Below are 20,429 nucleotides of genomic sequence, written 5' to 3' on the forward strand. Positions count from 1 at the left end.
CCCGCCCGCCCCCGATGAACGCTCCGCCCGCCCTCCTGCTGCCGCCGCTCGACGCGGTGGCGGCGCCCCGCCCGCGCCGCTGGCGCGCGCTGCTGTGGGTGGCGCTCGTGGTGCTGCTGATCGCGGCGCAGACGCTGCTCGTCGCGCTGGCCTTCCACTACCGATCGGCGCGCACGCAGGAGGCCGTCGAGGCGAATGCCGCGGCCGCGAGCGCCGAACTGGCGCAACTGTTCGCGCGCGACCTGCAGGCGATGCTCGACATGCCCGGCCCCGGCGCGCCGGCGGCTGCGTGGCAGGCACGCGCCGAGCAGCTGCTCGTGGCGCGGCCCGAGTTGCTGCGCTTCGAGCGCCGCGATGCGCAGATGCGGATCGTCAGCGCGGTCGACACCCGCGCCCGGCCGCCGCTGTTCGGCCGCTACCGGCGCGAGGAGGTGCAGTTCGAGATCGAGCTCGCCTGCCGCGCGACGCAGCGGCGCGGCGGGCCCACGTATTCGCACAGCTACTACGTCCCGCAGCCGGACGGTCTGGGCGTCGAGGTGATGGACCTGTGCGTGGCCGAGCGCACCAGCGATGTCGTCACCGGCTTCGTGATCGCGAGCTACTCGCTGACCGGCCTGCTGGACCAGCTGTCGGCGCAGGCGCTCGCGCCCGGCCACGACCTGTTCTTCGTCGAGGCCGACGGGTCGCGGCTGGCGCATGGCCGGATGCACGTCGGCGCCGGCGTCTACAAGGCCAGCCGGATGATCGACCTGCCCGGCACCGCGATGCAGTTGCAGGTCGACAGCGCGGCCCGGGCGCCCAGCCTGGTGCCCGATCTCGTCACCGGCCTGGTGATCGGGCTGTCGGTGACGCTGTTCGGCGTCGTGGTGCTGCTCGCGCACGACGTGCGCAAGCGGGCGAAGGCCGAGGGCGCGCTGGCCGATGCGCTGGCCTTCCGCAAGGCGATGGAGGACTCGGTCGTGACCGGCCTGCGGGCGCGCGACCTGCAGGGCCGCACCACCTACGTCAACCCGGCCTTCTGCGCGATGGTGGGCTACTCCGCCGACGCCCTCGTTGCCCAGGACCCGCCGCCGTACTGGCCCCCCGAGCAGCTCGCCGAGTACCAGCAGCGCCAGCAGCGCCGGCTCGCCAGCTCGCCGGCGACCCACTCGCGCGAGGCCTTCGAGACGGCGTTCGTGCGCCGCGGCGGCGAACGCTTCCCGGCGATGGTGTTCGAGGCACCGCTGCTCGACAGCACCGGCACCCACACCGGGTGGATGAGCGCCGTGCTCGACCTGTCCGCGCAGCGCCGTGTCGAGGAGGTCGCGCGCCAACAGCAGGAGCGGCTGCAGGCGACCGCGCGGCTCGCGACCGCGGGCGAGATGGCCTCGCTGCTGAGCCACGAGCTGAACCAGCCGCTGTCGGCGATCGCGGCCTACGCGACCGGCTCGCTGAACATGATGGAAGCGCAGGCCGCGGGCGCCGCGAACGACCCGACGCTGTGGCCCTTGCTGCACCAGGCCGCCCAGCGCATCGCCGAGCAGGCCGAGCGCGCCGGCCGGGTCATCAAGAGCGTGCACGACTTCGTGCGGCGCCGCGAGCAGGCGCGCGAGGCGGTCGGCGCCGATGCGCTGATCGATGCGATCCTGCCGCTGGTGCGGCTGCAGGCGCGCAAGAGCGGAACCCGCGTCGAGCTCGACCTCCCGGTGCCGATGGCGCGCGTCGTCTGCGACCGCGCGATGGTCGAGCAGGTGCTGCTGAACCTGACCCGCAACGGCCTCCAGGCGATGCAAGGCGCGCCCGCCGGCCACCAGCCGGTGCTGACGCTGCGGGTGCGCCAGACCCATGCGCCATGGGTGCAGCTGTCGGTCGTCGACCGCGGGCCGGGCATCGCCGACGAGGTCGCGCGGCAGCTGTTCACGCCGTTCTTCACGACCCGCAGCGACGGCATGGGGCTGGGCCTGAGCGTGTGCCGGACGATCGTCGAGCAGCACGGCGGCGCGCTCGATTTCGCCAACCTGCGCGACGCCGGCGGCGCGGCCGCCGGCACCGAATTCCGCTTCACGCTGCCGGCGGCGCCGGGTCCTGAGGCGCGGGCAGCGCGCGAGAGCGAGGCGCTCGCGTCGTGAGCCTCGACCTGCCCCCCGGGCTGGGCCTGCCGATGGTCTACCTCGTCGACGACGAGGACGTGGTGCGCGATGCCGTGGCCTGGCTGCTGCGCTCGCGCCGGCTGCTGTCACAGGGGCACGCCAGCGCCGAGGCGTTCGAGGCCGCGCTGGCCGGGGCCGAGGCCGACGCCTGGCCGAACGCGCCGTCGTGCCTGCTGCTCGACCTGCGCATGGGCGGCATGAGCGGGCTGGCGCTGTTCGAGCGCCTGGTGGACCGGGGCCTCACCGCCGCGCTGCCGGTGATCTTCCTGACCGGCCATGGCGACGTGCCGACCGCGGTGGCGGCGGTCAAGCGCGGCGCGTTCGACTTCGTCGAGAAGCCGTTCTCGAACAACGCGCTGGTCGACCGGATCGAGCAGGCGCTCGCGGCGAGCGCCACGGCGCTCATCGCGCGGCGCGAGCGCGCGCGCCGGCTGCGCGGGCTGGCCGAGCTCAGCGAGCGCGAGCAGGAGGTCATGGCGCTGATCGCCCGCGGCCTGCCGAACAAGCGCATCGCCGACGCGCTGGCGCTCAGCGTGCGCACCGTCGAGGTCCACCGGGCGAAGGTCTTCGACAAGCTCGAGGTCGCCTCGGCCGTCGAGCTCGCGAACCTGCTGCACGCGGCGCGCGGTTGAAGCCGGCCACAATCCGGCCGGGGTGCATCCGGCACCGGGAGTGGGAACAGCGTCATGGACAAGCGAGTGCTCGTCACCGGGGGCAGCGGCTACATCGCCGGCTTCCTGATCCGCCAGCTGGTGGCCGAGGGCTGGACCGTGCACTCGACGGTGCGCGACCTGGCCAAGGAGGCCGGCGTGCGGCGCCTGCTGGCCGTCGACGACAGCCGCCTGCACTTCTTCGCGGCCGACCTGAACGCCGACGCCGGCTGGGCCGACGCGGCGGCCGGTTGCAGCCACGTGGCGCACCTCGCGTCGCCGTTGCCGGCCGGCGTGCCGAAGCACCCGGACGAGCTGATCGTGCCGGCGCGCGACGGCGCACTGCGGGCCTTGCGCGCCGCCCGGGCCGCGGGCGCACGGCGCTTCGTGATGACGTCGTCGGTCGCCGCGATCGCCTACGGCCGCGGCCGCGGCGTGCACCACTTCACCGAGGCCGACTGGACGCGGCTCGACCGGCCCGGCCTGACGCCGTACGTGCGCTCCAAGACCATCGCCGAGCGGGCCGCGCGCGACTGGGTCGCCGCCGAAGGCGCCGGGCTTGAGTTCTGCAGCATCAACCCGTCGGTCGTGCTCGGGCCGGTGTGGAGCGCCGACTACTCGGCCTCGGTGGTCATCGTGCGCAAGCTGCTCGACGGCAGCGTGCGCGCCTGCCCGAACTTCGGCTTCGGCATCGTCGACGTGCGCGACGTGGCCGACCTGCACGTGCGGGCGCTGACGGCACCGCACATGGCCGGCGAACGTTTCATCGCCTCGGGCCGCTTCATGAGGATGCGCGACGTCGCCGAGGTGCTGCGCGCCGGTCTCGGGGCGCAGGCGCGGCGCGTGACCACGCGCGACGTGCCCGACTGGCTGGTGCGGATCGCCGCGCACTTCAACCCGGTCGCGCGCGCGGTCGCCCCGGAGCTCGGTTCGGTCCGGAACCAGGACGCCTCGCATGCCCGGGCCGTGCTCGGCTGGGCCACGCGGCCCGAAGAACAGAGCATCCTCGACACCGCGCGCAGCTTGCTCGCGCTCGGCATCGTCCACCCCTGACCTTCATCACCACCATGACTGCACCGATCGACCTGCGTTCCGACACCGTCACCCGCCCGACCGACGCGATGCGCGCCGCGATGGCCGCCGCCCCGGTCGGCGACGACCAGTACGGCGAGGACCCGACGACCAACCGCCTGCAGGCGCGCGTGGCCGATCTGCTCGGCCAGGAGGCAGCGCTGTGGCTGCCGACCGGCACGATGGCCAACCAGGTCGCGCTGCGCGTGCTGACGCGGCCGGGCGACGAGGTGATCGCGTCGCGCGAGTCGCATGCCCGCTGGCACGAGGCCGGCGGCGCGGCGGCCAACGCCGGCGTGCAGGTCCACGAGATCGGCGCGCGCGGTCTGTTCAGCGTCGACGAGATGCTCGCGGCGATCAAGCCGAAGAGCTTCGCGATCTTCCCGTCGACGACGCTGGTGCAGATCGAGAACACCCACAACCGCGCCGGCGGCGTCGTCGTGCCGCAGGCCGAGGTGCAGCGCCTGTGCGATGCCGCGCGGGAACACGGGCTGGCGCGGTTTCTGGACGGCGCGCGGCTGTGGAACGCGAGCGTCGCGAGCGGGCTGGCGCCGGCCGCGCTGGCGGCCCCGTTCGACCTGATCGCGGTCGCGTTCTCGAAGGGCCTGGGCGCGCCCGGCGGCTCGCTGCTGGCCGGCAGCAAGGCGCTGATCCAGTCCGCGCACCGGCATCGCCAGCGCCTGGGTGGGGCGATGCGGCAGAACGGCATCTTCGCCGCGGCCGCGCTGCACGGTCTGGACCACCACCTCGACCGGCTCGCCGAGGACCATGCGAACGCGCGTGCCTTCGCGGAGCAGTTGGCGGCCGCGGCACCGGTGCAGCTCGACCTGGCCAGCGTGCAGACCAACATCATCGTGTTCCACCTGCCGGCCAGCGTCGCGATCGACGCGCCGACGCTGACGGCGCGGGCTCGCGAGCGCGGCGTGCTGCTGAACGCGTTCGGCCCGCGCACGGTGCGCGCGGTCACGCACCTGGACGTGAGCGGCGCGCAGTGCAGGCAAGCGGCCCAGGTGCTCGCGGCGCTGCTGAACGGCTGAGCGCGCGCCGATCGGCGCGAGGCGGCCGGCACAATCGGGCCGATGAACCTGAACCAGCGCAGCGCCGGCGTGCTGCTGCACATCACCTCGCTGCCGGGGCCGCACGGCATCGGCGACCTCGGCCCCGAGGCCCATCACTTCGTCGATTGGCTGGCGGCGTCGGGACAGTCGATCTGGCAGGTGCTGCCGACCACCCCGGTCGGGCCCGGCGACTCGCCCTACCAAAGCGTCTCGGCGTTCGCCGGCAGCCCGTTGATGGTGGCGCTGGAGCCGCTGGTCGCGAAGGGCTGGCTCCCGCCGCCGTTGCTGCCCGAGGGCGGCTTCGGCGCCGCGCGGGTCGACTTCGCGCGCGTCGGGCCCTGGCGGCTGGCCCAGCTGCGCACGGCGGCCGATGTCTTCTTCGCGCGCGCGTCGCGCGACGACCGGGCGGCGTTCGCGGCCTGGTGCATCGAGCAGGCCGGCTGGTTGGACGACTACGTGCTGTTCATGGCGCTGGAGACGGCGCATGCCGGCGCGCCCTGGTGGCACTGGCCGCAGCCGCAGCGCGCGCGCGAGTCGGCGGCGCTGGCGGCGGCGCGGCGCGAGCTGGCCGGCGAGATCCGTTTCTGGCAGTTCGTGCAGTGGTGCTTCGACACCCAATGGGCCGCGCTGAAGGCACATGCGAACCAGCGCGGCGTCTACCTGATGGGCGACCTGCCGATCTTCATCGCGCACCACAGCGCCGATTGCTGGGCCCGCCCCGACCTGTACACACTGGACGCCGATTGCCAGCCGACCGTGGTGGCCGGCGTGCCGCCCGACGCCTTCGCCGCCGAGGGCCAGCGCTGGGGCAACCCGCTGTACCGCTGGGACCGCATGGCCGCCGAAGGCTACGCCTGGTGGATCGCCCGGATGCGGCGCGCGCTGGCGCAGACCGACGCGTTCCGCATCGACCACTTCCGCGGCTTCGCGGCGTACTGGGAGGTGCCGGCGACCAGCCCGACGGCCATCGACGGCCGCTGGGTGCCCGGACCGGGCCAGGCCTTGTTCGACGCCCTCGCGCGCGCGCTCGGCCCGCTGCCGATCGTCGCCGAGGATCTCGGCGTGATCACGCCCGACGTGACCGCGCTGCGCGACGACTGCGGCTTCCCCGGCATGCGCATCCTGCAGTTCGCGTTCGGCGACGACGCGCGCAACGTCTACCTGCCGCACCACCACACCCCCGCCTCGGTGGTCTACAGCGGCACGCACGACAACGACACCTCGCGCGGCTGGTGGGCGGCGATCCCGGTGCACGAGCGTGCCTTCGCCGGTGCGTACCTCGCGGCGGATGCCGACGACGTGCACTGGGCGATGATCCGCGCCGCGTTCAACTCGGTCGCGAACACCGCGATCGTGCCGATGCAGGACGTGCTCGGCCTGGACGGCAGCCACCGCATGAACCTGCCCGGCACGCCGACCGGCAACTGGAGCTGGCGCTTCGACTGGTCGATGGTCGGCCCCGAGCCGGGCCGCACGCTCGGGCTGCTGACCGCCGCCAGCGGGCGCGGGCCGTTCGCGTTGCTGCGCGGCTGACGCGCCGCCGGCCGCTCAGTCGGCGGCGAGGCTGGCGACGGCCTGCTCGACGCCGCCGCGCCCGAACGGGATGCGCTGCACCGCCATCGCGGCTTCCACGCCGGCCAGCGCGCCCAGCACCATCGCGGCGTTGATGTCGCCGAGGTGGCCGATGCGGAACGCGCGACCCGCGAGCGGCCCGAGGCCTCCGGCGATCGCGACTTCGAAGCGCTCGCGCGCGACGGTGCGCATCGCCTCCGGGTCGACGCCGGGGGCGACCGCGATCGTCGTCACCGAGACCGAGCGCGACGCCGGCACCTGCCCGAAGAAGCTCAGCGCACCGGCCTCGCTCCAGCGCGCGACCGCGGCGTGCACCGCATCGGCCAGGCGGCGGTGGCGTGCCAGCACGGCCGCTTCGCCTTCGCGCGCGATCAGCGCGAGCGACGCCTCGAGCCCGGCCAGCAGGCTCTGCGGCGGCGTGCCGCAGAACTTGCGGTACGACAGCGGGCTCTGGCGCAGCCGCCAGTCCCAGTAGAAGCGGGGCGCCGGGTTGCGGCGGGACGCTTCCATCGCGGCGTCGTCGACCGCGACGAAGGCGAGCCCGGGCGGCACCATCAGCCCCTTCTGGCACGCGCCGAGCACGACGTTGGCGCGCAGCGCGTTCATGTCGAACGGCGCCGCGCCGAGCGAGGCGACCACGTCGACGACGAACAGCGCCGGGTGGCCGGCGCGGTCGATCGCGGCCCGGATCGCCGCCAGGTCGTTGGTGATGCCGCTGGCGGTGTCGGTGTGGACGACGAACACCGCGGCGATCGCCCGAGCGGTGTCGTCGCGCAGCGCGGCTTCGATGTCGGCCGGTGCGATTGGCAGGCCCTCGACCCACGGCGTGCGGATGACCACGCCGCCCATCGCCTCGGTCTGCACCGCCCATGATTCCGAGAAGTGGCCGGTGCCGGCGATCAGCACCTTCGTGCCCGGCGCGACGAGGTTGGCGATCACCGCCTCCCACGCGCCGTGGCCGTTGGCGGCGTAGAGGAACACGTCGTGCTCCGTGTGCAGCAGGCGCTTCAGGCCGGCCTCGCACGCGGCGATCGTCGCGTCGACGCGCGGATCGGCCAGGTCCATCGGCTGCCGGCTCATCGCGTGCAGCACCTCGTCGGGCACGCGGCTCGGGCCGGGCGAATGCAGGAAGCGGTGGCCGGGCAGGCGGGTGAGCGGGTTCATGCGGGGTGATTCGAGTGGAGGCGACGGTGATCGTAGCGGGCGCGTGGGAAGGCGTTCGCGACGCGGCTCCTCACAGGAACCCTTGGACTGCCCGCGCCAGCAGCGCGAAGTTCGTCGCGATCTCCTCCTCGCGCACGGCGCCGTAGCCGAGCAGCAGGCCTTTCGATGGCGCGGGCCGGCGCATCGAGTACAGCGACAGCGGCCGGGTCGTGACGCCCGCGCGCAGCACCTGCTGCACGACGGCTTGGTCGTCGAGGTGATCCGGCAGGCCGAGCACCAGGTGCAACCCCGCATCGCCGCCGATCACTGGCAGCGCACGGCCGAAGTGGCGGCCGATCGCGTCGATCAGCGCGTCGTGCCGGGTGCTGTAGACCGCGCGCATCTTGCGGATGTGGCTCGCGTAGTGGCCCTCGGCCAGGAAGCGCGCGAGCACGGCCTGCTGCAGCGTCTGGCCTTCGCGGAAGAGTTCGTTGAGCGCGCGCGCGAACGGGTCGACGAGTTCGGGCGGCAGCACCAGGTAGGCCAGGCGCATGGCCGGGAACAGCGTCTTCGAGAAGGTGCCGAGGTAGATCACGCGGCCGTGTTCGTCCAGGCCCTGCAGCGCGGGCAGCGGGCGCGCGCCGTAGCGGAATTCGCTGTCGTAGTCGTCCTCGACCACCCAGACGCCGTGGACCGCCGCGTAGTCGAGCAGCTGGCGCCGGCGGCCGTGGCTCATCAGCGCGCCGGTCGGGTACTGGTGCGACGGCGAGACGAACATCGCGCGCGGCGGCTCGCGCAGGTGCTCGGGGCCGGGCGCGAGGCCCTCGGCGTCGACCGGCACCGGCACCAGCTTGAGCCCGAGCGCGCGGAACACGCTGCGCGCCCCCCAGTAGCCCGGGTCCTCCAGCCAGACCGAGTCCCCGGGGTCGGCGAGGAGTTGCGCGATCAGGTGGAGCGACTGCTGGGTGCCACTGGTGATCACGACCTGCTCGGCCGTGCAGCCGACGCCGCGTGTGCCCTGCAGGTACTCGGCGACCGCCGCGCGCAGACCGGGATCGCCGGCGCCGGTGGCGTAGGTGAGGTGATGCGGGGTCGCGCTGCGCCAGACCTTGGCCTGCAGGCGAGTCCAGACCGGCGACGGGAACATCCGGACCTCCGGCACGCCGGGCGTGAACGCCCCCCATTGCAGCCGGGCGGCGCTGGCGTCGGCGACGAGCCTGCCGCCACGCTGCGACAGCGCGGCCTGCCGAGTCAACGAGGTCGCGGCGGAAGGCGCGCTCCCGCGCTCGACCAGCCGCGGTCCGACCGCGGCCACGAAGGTGCCGCGCCCAACCCCTGCCTGGACATACCCTTCCAGCGCCAGTTGTTCGTAGACATGGACAACCGTGTTGCGAGCGATGCCCAGGGCCTGAGCCAGCGCGCGAGTGGGCGGTAACTTCGATCCCGCCAAGAGCACCGCCTCGCGGATGCCGGACTGAAGGATCCGGTAGAGCTGCCGGTGGTCGTGCTCGGTGCTCCGCGGGTCGAACAGGCGCAGCACGAAGTCGGGCAGCGCCGCGGCCTGGGGCCGCCGCGAAAGAGCGGCATGGGCGGATGCAAAACTCATCGCATTGGTTCTATGAAATGGCCAAGATTGGTTCCAATCATAGGGCCAAGACCGACCTAGACTCGCGCTTTGAACCAGCTTGTCGGGCCCTGTGCGTGCCCGTCCGGAGGCCCCATGAACACGACGACCCAGACCGAATCCGCCCGCATCCAGGCGGCCGCCCGCAAGGCCCTGACGAACGCCGAGATCGACGCGCGCCGCGTCGCCGCGACCCCGCGCGGCGTGGGCATCGGCTTCAACATCTATGCCGAGCGCGCGCTGAACTCGGAGCTGTGGGATGTCGAAGGCAAGCGCTACATCGACTTCGGCTCGGGCATCGCGGTGCTGAACACCGGCCACCGCCACCCGCGCATCGTCGAGGCGATCCGCCACCAGCTCGATCACTTCACGCACACCGCCTATCAGGTCGTGCCGTACGAGAGCGTGGTGCGCCTGGCCGAGCGCCTGAACCAGCTCACGCCGGGCACGCATGCGAAGAAGACTGCGTTCTTCACGACCGGCGTCGAGGCGGTCGAGAACGCGATCAAGATCGCCCGCGCCCACACCCGCCGCCCCGGCGTGATCGCGCTGACCGGCGCGTTCCACGGCCGCACCTACATGGGCATGGCGCTGACCGGCAAGGTCGCGCCGTACAAGATCGGCTTCGGGCCGTTCCCGGGCAGCATCTTCCACGTGCCGGCGCCGATGGCGTTGCACGGCGTCTCGGTCGACGACACGCTCAAGGCGATCCAGAACCTGTTCAAGTCGGACATCGAGCCGACCCAGGTCGCCGCGATCATCCTGGAGCCGATCCAGGGCGAGGGCGGCTTCTACGTGATGCCGGCCGAGCTGATGCGCGCGCTGCGCGGCATCTGCGACCAGCACGGCATCGTGCTGATCTGCGACGAGATCCAGACCGGCTTCGCGCGCACCGGCAAGATGTTCGCGATGCAGCACCATGACGTGCTGCCCGACATCATGACGCTGGCCAAGAGCCTCGCCGGCGGCGTGCCGTTGTCGGCCGTGTGCGGCCGCGCCGAGATCATGGACGCGCCGGCCCCGGGCGGGCTGGGCGGCACCTATGCCGCGAACGCGCTGGCGATTGCCTCCGCGCACGCGGTGCTCGACGTGATCGAGGACGAGCAGCTCTGCGCCCGCGCCGAGGTGCTGGGCACCAAGCTCAAGGCGCACCTGAACGGCCTGCGCGCCAAGGTGCCGGGCATCGCCGAGGTGCGCGGCCTGGGCGCGATGGTGGCGGTCGAGTTCGCCAAGGCCGACGGCACGCCCGACCCCGATTTCACCAAGGCGATCGTCACCCGCGCGCAAGCGGCCGGCCTGCTGCTGCTGACCTGCGGCGTGTACGGCAACGTCGTGCGCTTCCTGTTCCCGCTGACGATCCAGGACGCGGTGTTCGACGAAGGCATGGCTATCCTCACGACAGCGATGACCGCTTAAGGAGCAGCCCATGTTGAAGTTGAAGGATCCCAGCCTGTTCAAGCAACAGGCCTACGTGGCCGGCCAATGGATCGATGCCGACAGCGGCGAGACCGTGGCCGTGACCAACCCCGCGACCGGCGAGCAGCTCGGCACCGTGCCGATGTGCGGCACCGCAGAGACCGTGCGCGCGATCGAGGCCGCCGACAAGGCGCAGAAGCAGTGGCGCCACGTGCCCGCCAAGGAACGTGCCGCGATCCTGCGCAAGCTGAACGACCTGATGCTCGCGAACACCGACGACCTGGCGCTGATCATGACCAGCGAGCAGGGCAAGCCGCTGGCCGAGGCGAAGGGCGAGATCGCCTACGCCGCGTCGTTCATCGAGTGGTTCGCCGACCAGGCGCGCCGCGTCTACGGCGACACGATTCCCGCCACCTCGAACGACAAGCGCATCCTCGCGCTGAAGCAGCCGGTCGGCACGACCGCGGCGATCACGCCGTGGAACTTCCCGACCGCGATGCTGACGCGCAAGGCCGGTCCGGCGCTGGCGGCGGGCTGCTCGATGGTCGTCAAGCCCGCGACGCAGACGCCGTTCTCGGCGCTGGCGTTCGCCGAACTGGCCGAGCGCGCTGGCGTGCCCCAGGGCCTGCTCGCGGTGCTGACCGGTTCGGCCTCGCAGATCGGTGGGGAGATGACCCGCTCGCCGATCGTGCGCAAGCTGACCTTCACCGGCTCGACCGAAGTCGGCCGCACGCTGATGCGTCAATCGGCCGACACGATCAAGAAGCTCTCGCTCGAACTTGGCGGCAACGCGCCGTTCATCGTGTTCGACGATGCCGACATCGATGCGGCCGTCGACGGCGCGATGATCTCGAAGTACCGCAACACCGGCCAGACCTGCGTCTGCGCGAACCGCCTGTACGTGCAGCGCGGCGTGCTGCAGGCCTTCACCGACAAGCTGGTCGCGAAGGTCAAGGCGCTCAAGGTCGGCAACGGCCTGGAGGCCGGCGTCAATCAGGGCCCGCTGATCGACGCCAAGGCGGTCGCGAAGATCGAGGAGCACATCGCCGACGCCCGCGCCAAGGGCGGCGAGGTGCTGACCGGCGGCAAGCGCCACGCGCTCGGCGGCCTGTTCTTCGAGCCGACGGTGGTGGGCGGCGCGACGTCCGACATGCTGTTCGCGAAGGAAGAGACCTTCGGCCCGCTCGCGCCGATCTTCGCGTTCGACACCGAGGCCGAGGTCATCGAGCTGGCCAACGACTCCGAGTTCGGCCTCGCCGCGTACTTCTACAGCCGCGACATCGGCCGCGTGATGCGCGTCGCCGAGCAGCTCGAATCGGGCATCGTCGGCGTCAATACCGGGCTGATCTCGACGGCCGAGGCGCCGTTCGGCGGCGTCAAGCAATCGGGCCTGGGCCGCGAGGGCTCGAAGTACGGGCTCGACGACTTCCTCGAGGTCAAGTACGTGTGCCTCGGGGGTCTGGACAAGTGAGCGTTCCCGTGAGCACGTCCGCGGGCACCTTTGGGGTGGCCGGCGTGCAGATGAGTGTCTCGGCGTTCGAGGACAACGTCGATCGCATGGGCGCGTACCTGCGCCACATCCGCGTGCGTTTTCCGTGGGTGCGCATGGTGCTGTTCTCAGAGCTCGCCGCCCTCGGCCCCAAGCACTCGAAGGCCGAGCCGCTGCCCGGCCCGACCGAGCAGCGCCTGTGCGCGCTGGCGCGCGAAACCGGGCTGTGGCTGATCCCGGGCTCGCTGTTCGAGCAGGCCGACGGCAAGGTCTACAACACCACCTCGGTGATCGACCCGCAGGGCGAGGTGATCCGGCGCTTCCGCAAGCTGTTCCCGTTCCGTCCGTATGAAAGGGACGTGGAAGGCGGCACCGGGTTCTGCGTGTTCGACGTGCCCGGCGCCGGCCGCTTCGGCGTTTCGATCTGCTACGACATGTGGTTCCCCGAGACCACGCGCACGCTGGCCGCGATGGGCGCCGAGGTGATCCTGCACCCGACGATGACCGACACGATCGACCGCGACGTGGAGCTCGCGATCGCGCGCGCCTCGGCGGTGACGAACCAGGTGTACTTCTTCGACATCAACGGCGTCGGCGACGGCGGCGTGGGCCGCTCGATCGTCTGCGACCCGTCGGGCAACGTCATTCACCAGTCGCAGGTGGGCGCCGAGATCGTGCCGGTCGCGGTCGACTTCGCGCTCGTGCGGCGCGAGCGCGAGCAGGGGCTGCGCAGCAACCTTGGCCAGCCGCTGAAGAGTTTCCGCGACCGCGACTGCGATTTCGACGTGTATCGAAAGGGCAGCGAGGCCCAGGCATTCCTGCACACCCTCGGGCCGCTGACCAAGCCCCTTTGACCTTTCCTGATTTCTAATTTCCCCGCGCCGACAGGCGACAACACGAAGCCGGGTTCCACGCGAACACCGTGCTCATTGGAGGTGACATGACAGAAGCCGACGTGGTCAACAGCCACACCGCCGACTCGCTGAGCCGGCACCGCAGCGTCTGGGAGATGCGTGCCGACGGCTGGATCGGCCTGGTCGACGACCTGGGCCGACTCGCCACGCTGCCGCGCACCCATGCCGACTTCGAGCCCACGCTCGCGCGCGTCCGCACGGTCGTCGCGGCGCTCGCGCCGATCGAGAGTTACTGGGCCTTTCCGGGCGGCCGCGTGTTCGGCGAACTCGGCAACTGGATCGAGCGCGGTGAACTCGCCCGCGCGCACCAGGCTGCCCGGCGCATCCACCGCATGCTGGCGGCGCAGACGTACCGCCACGAGTCAGCGGCAATCGACGCCGAGGGCGACCTGCCCTCGCAGATCGAGACCGACAGCGAGCGCGAGAAGCAGTTGTCGCGCCCCTACTTCGAGGTGCTGATCGTCGACGAGATGAGCGCCGGCGAGGAGCAGGCGCTGCGCCGCCGCGTGCAGAGCAAGCGCAACCCCGACGACGACTTCATGTTCGACGTGGTGATCGTGCCGAGCTTCGAGGACGCGCTGATCGCGACGCTGGTGAACTTCAACCTGCAGGCGGTCGTGATCCGGCACGGGTTCCCGTTCCGCTCGATGTACCACAACGACATGCTGCGGCGCTTTCTCGACGGCGTGGACAACAGCATCGAGAAGCTCGCCGAATCGGAGCGTGGCCCGCTGCTCGGCCGGCAGATCGCGCAGCTGCGGCCCGAGCTCGATCTGTACCTCGTCACCGATGTGAACGTGGAAGAGATCGCGGCGCGCGCTGGCGAGATCTTCAAGCGCATCTTCTTCCGCGAGGAAGACCACATCGAGCTCTACAGCTCGATCATGAAAGGCGTCGGCGAACGCCACAAGACGCCGTTCTTCAACGCGCTGCGCGAGTACGCCAAACAGCCGACCGGCGTCTTCCACGCGCTGCCGCTGGCGCGCGGCAAGTCGATCATGAACTCGAACTGGATCGGCGACCTGGCGCAGTTCTACGGCATGAACCTGTTCATGGCCGAAACGTCCGCGACCTCCGGCGGGCTCGATTCGCTGCTCGACCCGGTCGGCCCGCTGAAGGTGGCGCAGGAGTACGCGGCGCGCGCGTTCGGCGCCAAGCGCACCTACTTCGCAACCAACGGCACCAGCACCTGCAACAAGATCGTCGTGCAGGCGCTGGTGCGGCCCGACGACATCGTGCTGGTCGACCGCAACTGCCACAAGAGCCACCACTACGGCATGGTGCTGGCGGGCGCGCAGGTGACCTACCTCGACTCCTACCCGCTCGACCAGTATTCGATGTACGGCGCCGTGCCGGTGCGCCACATCAAGCAGACGCTGCTCGACTTCCTCAAGGCCGGCACGCTGAACCGCGTTCGCATGGTGCTGCTGACGAACTGCACCTTCGACGGCGTGGTCTACGACGTCGAGCGCGTGATGATGGAGTGCCTGGCGATCAAGCCCGACCTGGTGTTCCTGTGGGACGAGGCCTGGTTCGCGTTCGCGCGCTGCCACCCGATCTACCGCCAGCGCACCGGCATGGCCACGGCCGCGAAGCTCGCCGACCTGTTTGCCGACCCGGCCTACGCGAAGCGCTATGAAGAGTTCAAGGCCGGCTTCGACGACGCGGCCTGGGGCGACGACGAGAAGGTGCTGAACGCCCGCCTGCTGCCCGACCCGAAGAAGGCGCGCGTGCGCGTCTACGCCACCCACTCGACCCACAAGACGCTGACCGCGCTGCGCCAGGGCTCGATGATCCATGTGTGGGACCAGGACTTCAAGGACAAGGCCGAAGAAGCCTTCCACGAGGCCTACATGACGCACACGTCCACGTCGCCGAACTACCAGATCCTCGCGTCGCTGGACGTCGGCCGCCGCCAGGTCGAGCTCGAAGGCTACGAACTCGTGCAGCGCCAGCTCGAACTCGCGATGACGCTGCGCGAGCAGGTGCTGAACCACCCGCTGCTGAGCAAGTACTTCCGCTTCATGCGCGTCGGCGACCTGGTGCCGCCGCAGTACCGCGAGTCGGGGGTCGAGACCTACTACAACGTCGACAGCGGCTGGAACAACCTCGAGCAGGCCTGGCGCACCGACGAGTTCGCGATGGACCCGACCCGCGCCACGCTCTACATCGGCCTGACCGGCATGGACGGCGACACCTTCAAGAACAAGGAGTTGATGGACAAGTACGGCATCCAGATCAACAAGACCTCGCGCAACACGGTGCTGTTCATGACGAACATCGGCAGCACGCGCTCGGCGGTGGCCTACCTGCTGGAGGTGCTGGTCAAGATCGCGCGCGACGTGGACAAGCGCGTGGCCGACATGAGCGCGATCGAGCGCCGCATCCATGACAAGCGCGTGCGTTCGCTGACCTTGGAACAACCGCCGCTGCCGGACTTCTCAAGCTTCCACTTCGCGTTCCGCGGCCGCAGCGTCGAGGGCCGGGCGCAGACGCGCGACGGCGACATCCGCAGCGCATTCTTTCTCTCGTATGACGACGAGAACTGCGAGTACATCGGCATGAACGAGGCCGCGCAGGCAATCAAGGGGGGGCGCGAGCTGGTCTCGGCATTGTTCGTGATCCCGTACCCGCCGGGCTTCCCGATCCTCGTGCCGGGCCAGGTGATCAGCGCCGAGATCCTGCAGTTCATGCAGGCGCTCGACGTGAAGGAGATCCACGGCTTCCGCCCCGAGCTGGGCTTTCGCATCTTCAACGACGAGGCGCTCGGGCGCGTCGCCGAGGCCACCGCGGCACGCGCCGCGCTGGCCGCGACCGGACGCGCGGCGTTCCCGGTCGAGCGCGGTTCGCAAACCGTGTCCGAGACCGTCGAAGTCCAAGAAGGCATCACCCCCGCCACCCCAGCCACCACGCGAGTCCAGTCATGAGCATCAACAAAGTCAGGAACGTCTCCGATCTCAAGCTGATGTTCCACACGAACGAACGGCCGATCTACTTCATCAGCGCGACTAACTTCAACCTGCTAGGCGTCGACCGCTGGGTCAACCGCTTCCGCTACATCAGCTACATCGACTGTTTCGACGGCCGGCACCCGAACGTGTTCGTGCCGGGCGAGGCGCCGCACGCCGAGTTCGAGTCGATCGAGGACATCAACAACTACCTGTTGCAGCACAAGGACGTGGTCGACCTGATCGAGCGCCGCGGCGGCAAGCCGGTCGGCACCTTCCTGATGTTCGACGAGAAGACCGAGGCGCTCGCGAAGGAGATCGGCCTCGACATCTGGTTCCCGCCCGCCAAGCTGCGCCAGCGTTGCGACAACAAGATGGAGACCGTGCGCATCGGCCACAAGGCCGGGGTCTTCTCGGTGCCCAACGCGCTGGAAAAGGTCGACAGCTACGAGCACCTGATGCAGATCGCCGAGCGCAACAAGCTCGGGCGTGATCTGGTCGTGCAGTCGGCGTTCGGCGATTCGGGCCACACCACCTTCTTCATCTCCAACGAAGACGAGTTCAACAAGCACAAGGACGAGATCGTCAACGACCCCGAGGTGAAGATCATGAAGCGGATCAACTGCCGCGGCGCCACGCTCGAAGCGTGCGCCACGCAGTCGGGCACGCTGGTGGGGCCGCTGCTGACCGAGGTCGTCGGCGCGAAGGAGCTGACGCCGTACAAGGGCGGCTGGTGCGGCAACGAGGTCTTCCCCGGCGCGTTCAGCGAGGGCGTGCGCCAGAAGGCGCGCGACATGGCCGAGAAGTTCGGCAACCAGCTGCTGGCCGAGGGCTACCGCGGCTACTTCGACCTCGACTTCCTGATCGACCAGGACAACGGCGAGGTGTATCTGGGCGAGCTGAACCCGCGCATCTGCGGCGCCAGCCCGATGACCAACCACGCCGCGTTCGCGTATGCCGACGCGCCGCTGTTCCTGTTCCACCTGCTCGAGTTCTCGGGCGCGCCGTTCGACCTGAACGTCAAGGAGATCAACGAACGCTGGGCGCAGTCGCACTTCATCGATTCGTGGTCCCAGGTCGTCATCAAGTACACCGAAGACAAGGTCGACCAGGTCACGCGCGCGCCGGCCACCGGCATCTACAAGATGAACGAGGACGGCTCGATCGGCTACCAGCGCTACGACCACGAGCGCCGCGCGATCGACAGCGAGCGCGAGGCCTTCTTCATGCGCATCACCGGCCCGGGCGACTACCGCTACGAAGGCGCCGACCTCGGCATCCTGATCACGCGCGGGCGCTCGATGGACGACAACTTCCGCCTGAACATCCGCGCCCGCGACTGGATCCGCGGCATCAAGAGCCACTACGACGGCAAGCCGATCGTGACGACGCAGCACGCGCTGGCGCCCGAGCCGGGTTCGTTCAAGATCCTCTGATGGCCGACATCTCGGTCACCTTCAAGACCTTGATCGAAGACGCGCCCGGCCCGCAATGGCAGGCGCTGTTCGAGCGCCTGTGGCCGGCGTACCGCTCGTGGTTCCTGCGCAGCGGCGCGGTCGGCCGGCCGAGCTACCTGGAGAGCCGGCGCGCGCTGCGCGAGCACATGCCCGAGCTGGTGCCGACCTGGGAGAGGCTGGTCGCGCTCGCCGGCGGCGGCGACGTCGAGGCGCGCTTCCTGTCGCTGTGGTGTCCGCCGCCCTACATCGCCGGCTGCTCGCAGGCGATCTGGGTCGACCCGCTCGGTAACGAAGAGCCCGCGCTGCTGCGCAACTACGACTTCGCGCCCGGCCTGCTCGAAGGCAGCTGGCTCGCGACCCGCTGGAACGGCCAGCGCGTGGCGGCGCTGGGTGACTGCCTGTGGGGCGCGCTCGATGGCCTGAACGACGCCGGGCTCGCCGCCGCGCTGTCGTTCGGCGGGCGCACGGTCTCGGGCACCGGGTTCGGCATCCCGCTGGTGTTGCGCTACGTGCTCGATGTGTCGCACAGCACCGCGGAGGCCATTGCGATCCTGCAGCGCGTGCCGGTCAGCATGAGCTACAGCGTCACGCTGCTTGACGGCACCGGTGACTGGGCCACGGTGTTCGTCGCGCCAGACCGGCCGACCGAGGTGACGCGCCACCGGGTCGTCACGAATTTCCAGCACCGCGTGGAGTGGCCCGAGCACGCACGGGCGACCCATTCCGTGGAGCGCTGCGGCGCGCTGCAGGCGCAGATCGACAGCCCGGGCTCGCTGACCGAGGCGACCGGGGCGCTGCTGCGTGCGCCGCTGTTCCAGTCGGCCTACCTGCGCGGCTACGGCACGCTGTACGGCGCGGTGTACCGCCCGCGCAGCGGGCAGGTGGAGCTGCTGTGGCCGGACCAGCGCTGGGCCCAGTCGCTCGACAACTTTGAGGAGGGCGAGCGTCGCATCGCGTACCGGCCTGCCGAGTGAAGCGGTGACTTCACAGTAGGGATTCCGTCGGCGGTGGGGCGTGGTCATAGTGCCCGGCGGCCCGCACCGGCCGAGGGGACCCGCGATGCTCACCGACGCCCAGCTCCAGCAGATCATGCCCAACCTCGCTGCGGCGAAGCGGGCGCTCTACCTGCCGCACCTCGACGCCGCGATGCAGGCGCACGGCATCGACGGCCCGCTGCGCATCGCGGCCTTCGTCGCGCAGCTGGCGCACGAGTCCGGCGAGTTCCGCTGGATGGAGGAGATCTGGGGCCCGACCGATGCGCAGCGCCGCTACGAGCCGCCGAGTGATCTGGCCAAGCGACTCGGCAACACGCAGGCCGGCGACGGCAAGCGCTTCAAGGGGCGCGGGCCGATCCAGATCACCGGCCGCTTCAACTACGAGAAATACGGCGCGCTGCTCGGCCTCGACCTGACGAGCGACCCGGCGCTCGCGGCCACGCCCGGCGTCGCGTTCGCGACCGCGGGCCTCTACTGGCAGAAGAACGGCCTGAACGAGCTGGCCGACGTGCGCGACTTCGTCGCGATCACCAAGCGCATCAACGGCGGCACCAACGGGCTGGCCGATCGTCAGCGCTACTACGCGCTGGCGCTCGGGGTCCTCGGCGTCGGCGCCGCGCCGAGGGAAGCGCCGCTCGGTCGCGGGTACGAGGCGATCGTGGCCGACGCGAAGGCGCCCGCTCGCCGGCGCGCGGCGAGCAAGAAGACGGTGCCTGCGAAGAAGGTGCCTGCGAGGAAGGCCGCCCGGCCCGTCGCGGCGAAGAAGGCGGCGTCGCGCCGCACGGCCTGAGTCGCGGGCCCGTGCACGTGAGGTGAAGCGCGGCATGGGTTCGCCGGGCGCGGCCGTGCCAGACTCGGGGCTCCGATCGAGCCCGCCATGTCGTTCTTCAACCCCAAGCGCCTGAGCTGCGGTGTCGTGATCCTGAATCCGGGTCGCGAGCTGCTGCTCTGCCACGTCACCGGGCAGAACCACTGGGATCTGCCCAAGGGCGGCATCAATCCCGGCGAGACGCCGCTGGAGGCGGCGGTGCGCGAGACCCGCGAGGAATCGGGCGTGCGGCTCGAACCCGACGCGCTGATCGACCTGGGCCGCTTCCACTACACGAACAAGAAGAACCTGCACTTGTTCGCGACCTGCATGCCGCGCTTCGACCTGAAGGACCTGCGCTGCGAGACGCGCTACCTCGACCGCTGGTCCGGCCGCCAGCTGCCCGAGATGGACGGCTACGGCTGGTTCGCGTTCGAGCGGATCGGCCAGCTGTGCACGCCGAAGATGGCCCAGGTGCTGACGGCGCGGATCGAGCTCGACGCGGTCCTGGCGCGCTTGCTGGCGCCGCCCGCGCCGCCCCAGTCGCTGCCGCCGGATTCGGCCACGGCAGCCCCCGCGGGCTGACCGGTCAGCGGTCGAACAGGCCCGGCGTCCCGCCGAGCCGCGCGCCTTCGATCTCCAGCAACCGCAGCTTGGTTCGCGTGCCGCCCGGCGCCGAGAAGCCGCCGGCGCGACGGCCCGCGGCCAGCACCCGGTGGCACGGCACGATGATCGGGAACGGGTTGGCGCCCAGGGCCTGGCCGACCGCGCGCGCCATCGGCGCGGCCTCGCCGAGCGCTGCGGCCACCTCGCCGTAGCTGCGCGTCTGGCCCGGCGGGATGCCACGTGCGTACGCGTAGACGCGGGTGTCGAACGCCGGCACGCCGCGCAGGTCCAGCGCGATGTCGGCCAGGTCGTCGGGCGCGCCGTGCAGCAGCGCCTGGACGCGCGCGATCACGGCCTGCAGCTCGGCGGGCGGCGCCGCGTCGGGCAGGGCGCCGAACCGGCGTTGCACCCGGGCCCGCGTGGCCGCGTCGCTGGCCTCGGGCAGCGCAGTGCCGACGATGCCGTGCTCGCCCCAGACCAGCGCGCAGGTGCCGACGGGCGTGTCGAACAGCGTGAAGGCGATGGCGGTCATGGCGCGATGATGATCCG

Annotated in this window: 16 protein-coding genes; 13 read left to right on the forward strand and 3 right to left on the reverse strand. The window is 70.9% G+C overall.

Annotated features, from left to right (window positions below):
* Positions 1 to 14: 14 nt before the first annotated feature.
* Genes ACWH49_RS10540 through malQ form a run of 5 tightly spaced genes read left to right on the forward strand, consistent with a single transcriptional unit; the run spans position 15 to position 6,441 of the window.
* Positions 15 to 2,108 carry a sensor histidine kinase gene (locus ACWH49_RS10540; RefSeq protein WP_448171418.1) on the forward strand — a complete coding sequence of 698 codons (2,094 nt, stop codon included), beginning with the start codon at positions 15 to 17 and terminating at the stop codon, positions 2,106 to 2,108.
* Positions 2,109 to 2,140: 32 nt separating this feature from the next.
* A complete protein-coding gene (locus tag ACWH49_RS10545) occupies positions 2,141 to 2,761 on the forward strand; it encodes a response regulator transcription factor (RefSeq protein ID WP_448174337.1) in 621 nt (206 codons plus the stop codon).
* A 54-nt stretch (positions 2,762 to 2,815) separates the two neighbouring features.
* Positions 2,816 to 3,832: an NAD-dependent epimerase/dehydratase family protein gene (locus ACWH49_RS10550; protein ID WP_448171419.1), complete on the forward strand. Its 1,017-nt coding sequence runs from the start codon at positions 2,816 to 2,818 to the stop codon at positions 3,830 to 3,832.
* A 14-nt stretch (positions 3,833 to 3,846) separates the two neighbouring features.
* Complete coding sequence (locus ACWH49_RS10555; protein ID WP_448171420.1) at positions 3,847 to 4,887, forward strand: threonine aldolase family protein; 1,041 nt, start codon at positions 3,847 to 3,849, stop codon at positions 4,885 to 4,887.
* Positions 4,888 to 4,929: 42 nt separating this feature from the next.
* The gene (gene malQ, locus ACWH49_RS10560) at positions 4,930 to 6,441 is read left to right on the forward strand and encodes a 4-alpha-glucanotransferase (protein ID WP_448171421.1); all 1,512 of its coding nucleotides are present in this window, start codon (positions 4,930 to 4,932) and stop codon (positions 6,439 to 6,441) included.
* 15 nt (positions 6,442 to 6,456) lie between these two features.
* Here the strand turns inward: malQ and ACWH49_RS10565 are convergent, their stop codons facing one another.
* Both ACWH49_RS10565 and pdxR read right to left on the reverse strand, forming a co-directional pair.
* Positions 6,457 to 7,644, reverse strand: a complete 1,188-nt coding sequence (locus ACWH49_RS10565) for a pyridoxal-phosphate-dependent aminotransferase family protein (RefSeq protein ID WP_448171422.1) — start codon at positions 7,642 to 7,644, stop codon at positions 6,457 to 6,459.
* 70 nt (positions 7,645 to 7,714) lie between these two features.
* The gene (gene pdxR, locus ACWH49_RS10570) at positions 7,715 to 9,229 is read right to left on the reverse strand and encodes a MocR-like pyridoxine biosynthesis transcription factor PdxR (protein ID WP_448171423.1); all 1,515 of its coding nucleotides are present in this window, start codon (positions 9,227 to 9,229) and stop codon (positions 7,715 to 7,717) included.
* Positions 9,230 to 9,343: 114 nt separating this feature from the next.
* Between pdxR and gabT the strand changes: the two genes are divergently transcribed.
* The 8 genes from gabT to ACWH49_RS10610 all read left to right on the forward strand — a co-directional run bounded on the left by gabT (position 9,344) and on the right by ACWH49_RS10610 (position 19,859).
* Positions 9,344 to 10,663, forward strand: a complete 1,320-nt coding sequence (gabT, locus tag ACWH49_RS10575; protein ID WP_448171424.1) for a 4-aminobutyrate--2-oxoglutarate transaminase — start codon at positions 9,344 to 9,346, stop codon at positions 10,661 to 10,663.
* A 10-nt stretch (positions 10,664 to 10,673) separates the two neighbouring features.
* Positions 10,674 to 12,134 (forward strand): NAD-dependent succinate-semialdehyde dehydrogenase, encoded by a 1,461-nt coding sequence (locus tag ACWH49_RS10580; RefSeq protein WP_448171425.1) that lies wholly within the window; start codon positions 10,674 to 10,676, stop codon positions 12,132 to 12,134.
* Positions 12,135 to 12,142: 8 nt separating this feature from the next.
* The gene (locus ACWH49_RS10585) at positions 12,143 to 13,006 is read left to right on the forward strand and encodes a carbon-nitrogen hydrolase family protein (protein WP_448171426.1); all 864 of its coding nucleotides are present in this window, start codon (positions 12,143 to 12,145) and stop codon (positions 13,004 to 13,006) included.
* Positions 13,007 to 13,092: 86 nt separating this feature from the next.
* Positions 13,093 to 15,993: an aminotransferase class I/II-fold pyridoxal phosphate-dependent enzyme gene (locus ACWH49_RS10590; protein ID WP_448171427.1), complete on the forward strand. Its 2,901-nt coding sequence runs from the start codon at positions 13,093 to 13,095 to the stop codon at positions 15,991 to 15,993.
* Entirely contained in the window at positions 15,990 to 17,450 is a 1,461-nt protein-coding gene (locus ACWH49_RS10595) for a biotin carboxylase (RefSeq protein WP_448171428.1), read from the forward strand. Before ACWH49_RS10590 ends, ACWH49_RS10595 begins: the two co-directional genes overlap by 4 nt.
* On the forward strand, positions 17,450 to 18,445 hold the full coding sequence (locus ACWH49_RS10600) for a C45 family autoproteolytic acyltransferase/hydolase (protein ID WP_448171429.1): 996 nt from the start codon (positions 17,450 to 17,452) through the stop codon (positions 18,443 to 18,445). Before ACWH49_RS10595 ends, ACWH49_RS10600 begins: the two co-directional genes overlap by 1 nt.
* 85 nt (positions 18,446 to 18,530) lie before the next feature.
* Positions 18,531 to 19,256, forward strand: coding sequence for a glycoside hydrolase family 19 protein (locus ACWH49_RS10605; protein WP_448171430.1), 726 nt, complete (start codon positions 18,531 to 18,533; stop codon positions 19,254 to 19,256).
* Positions 19,257 to 19,343: 87 nt separating this feature from the next.
* Positions 19,344 to 19,859 (forward strand): NUDIX hydrolase, encoded by a 516-nt coding sequence (locus tag ACWH49_RS10610; protein WP_448171431.1) that lies wholly within the window; start codon positions 19,344 to 19,346, stop codon positions 19,857 to 19,859.
* 4 nt (positions 19,860 to 19,863) lie between these two features.
* On the opposite strand, the gene ACWH49_RS10615 is transcribed toward ACWH49_RS10610, so the two are convergent.
* Positions 19,864 to 20,412, reverse strand: coding sequence for a methylated-DNA--[protein]-cysteine S-methyltransferase (locus tag ACWH49_RS10615; protein ID WP_448171432.1), 549 nt, complete (start codon positions 20,410 to 20,412; stop codon positions 19,864 to 19,866).
* Positions 20,413 to 20,429 lie beyond the last annotated feature (17 nt).

The sequence above is a fragment of the Rhizobacter fulvus genome (genome assembly GCF_964020785.1).

Coding starts and splice junctions, on each gene's coding strand:
- ACWH49_RS10540 (WP_448171418.1), top strand. CDS start 15: ATGAACGCTCCGCCCGCCCTCCTGCTGCCGCCGCTCGACGCGGTGGCG.
- ACWH49_RS10545 (WP_448174337.1), top strand. CDS start 2,141: ATGGTCTACCTCGTCGACGACGAGGACGTGGTGCGCGATGCCGTGGCC.
- ACWH49_RS10550 (WP_448171419.1), top strand. CDS start 2,816: ATGGACAAGCGAGTGCTCGTCACCGGGGGCAGCGGCTACATCGCCGGC.
- ACWH49_RS10555 (WP_448171420.1), top strand. CDS start 3,847: ATGACTGCACCGATCGACCTGCGTTCCGACACCGTCACCCGCCCGACC.
- malQ (WP_448171421.1), top strand. CDS start 4,930: ATGAACCTGAACCAGCGCAGCGCCGGCGTGCTGCTGCACATCACCTCG.
- ACWH49_RS10565 (WP_448171422.1), bottom strand. CDS start 7,644: ATGAACCCGCTCACCCGCCTGCCCGGCCACCGCTTCCTGCATTCGCCC.
- pdxR (WP_448171423.1), bottom strand. CDS start 9,229: ATGAGTTTTGCATCCGCCCATGCCGCTCTTTCGCGGCGGCCCCAGGCC.
- gabT (WP_448171424.1), top strand. CDS start 9,344: ATGAACACGACGACCCAGACCGAATCCGCCCGCATCCAGGCGGCCGCC.
- ACWH49_RS10580 (WP_448171425.1), top strand. CDS start 10,674: ATGTTGAAGTTGAAGGATCCCAGCCTGTTCAAGCAACAGGCCTACGTG.
- ACWH49_RS10590 (WP_448171427.1), top strand. CDS start 13,093: ATGACAGAAGCCGACGTGGTCAACAGCCACACCGCCGACTCGCTGAGC.
- ACWH49_RS10595 (WP_448171428.1), top strand. CDS start 15,990: ATGAGCATCAACAAAGTCAGGAACGTCTCCGATCTCAAGCTGATGTTC.
- ACWH49_RS10600 (WP_448171429.1), top strand. CDS start 17,450: ATGGCCGACATCTCGGTCACCTTCAAGACCTTGATCGAAGACGCGCCC.
- ACWH49_RS10605 (WP_448171430.1), top strand. CDS start 18,531: ATGCTCACCGACGCCCAGCTCCAGCAGATCATGCCCAACCTCGCTGCG.
- ACWH49_RS10610 (WP_448171431.1), top strand. CDS start 19,344: ATGTCGTTCTTCAACCCCAAGCGCCTGAGCTGCGGTGTCGTGATCCTG.
- ACWH49_RS10615 (WP_448171432.1), bottom strand. CDS start 20,412: ATGACCGCCATCGCCTTCACGCTGTTCGACACGCCCGTCGGCACCTGC.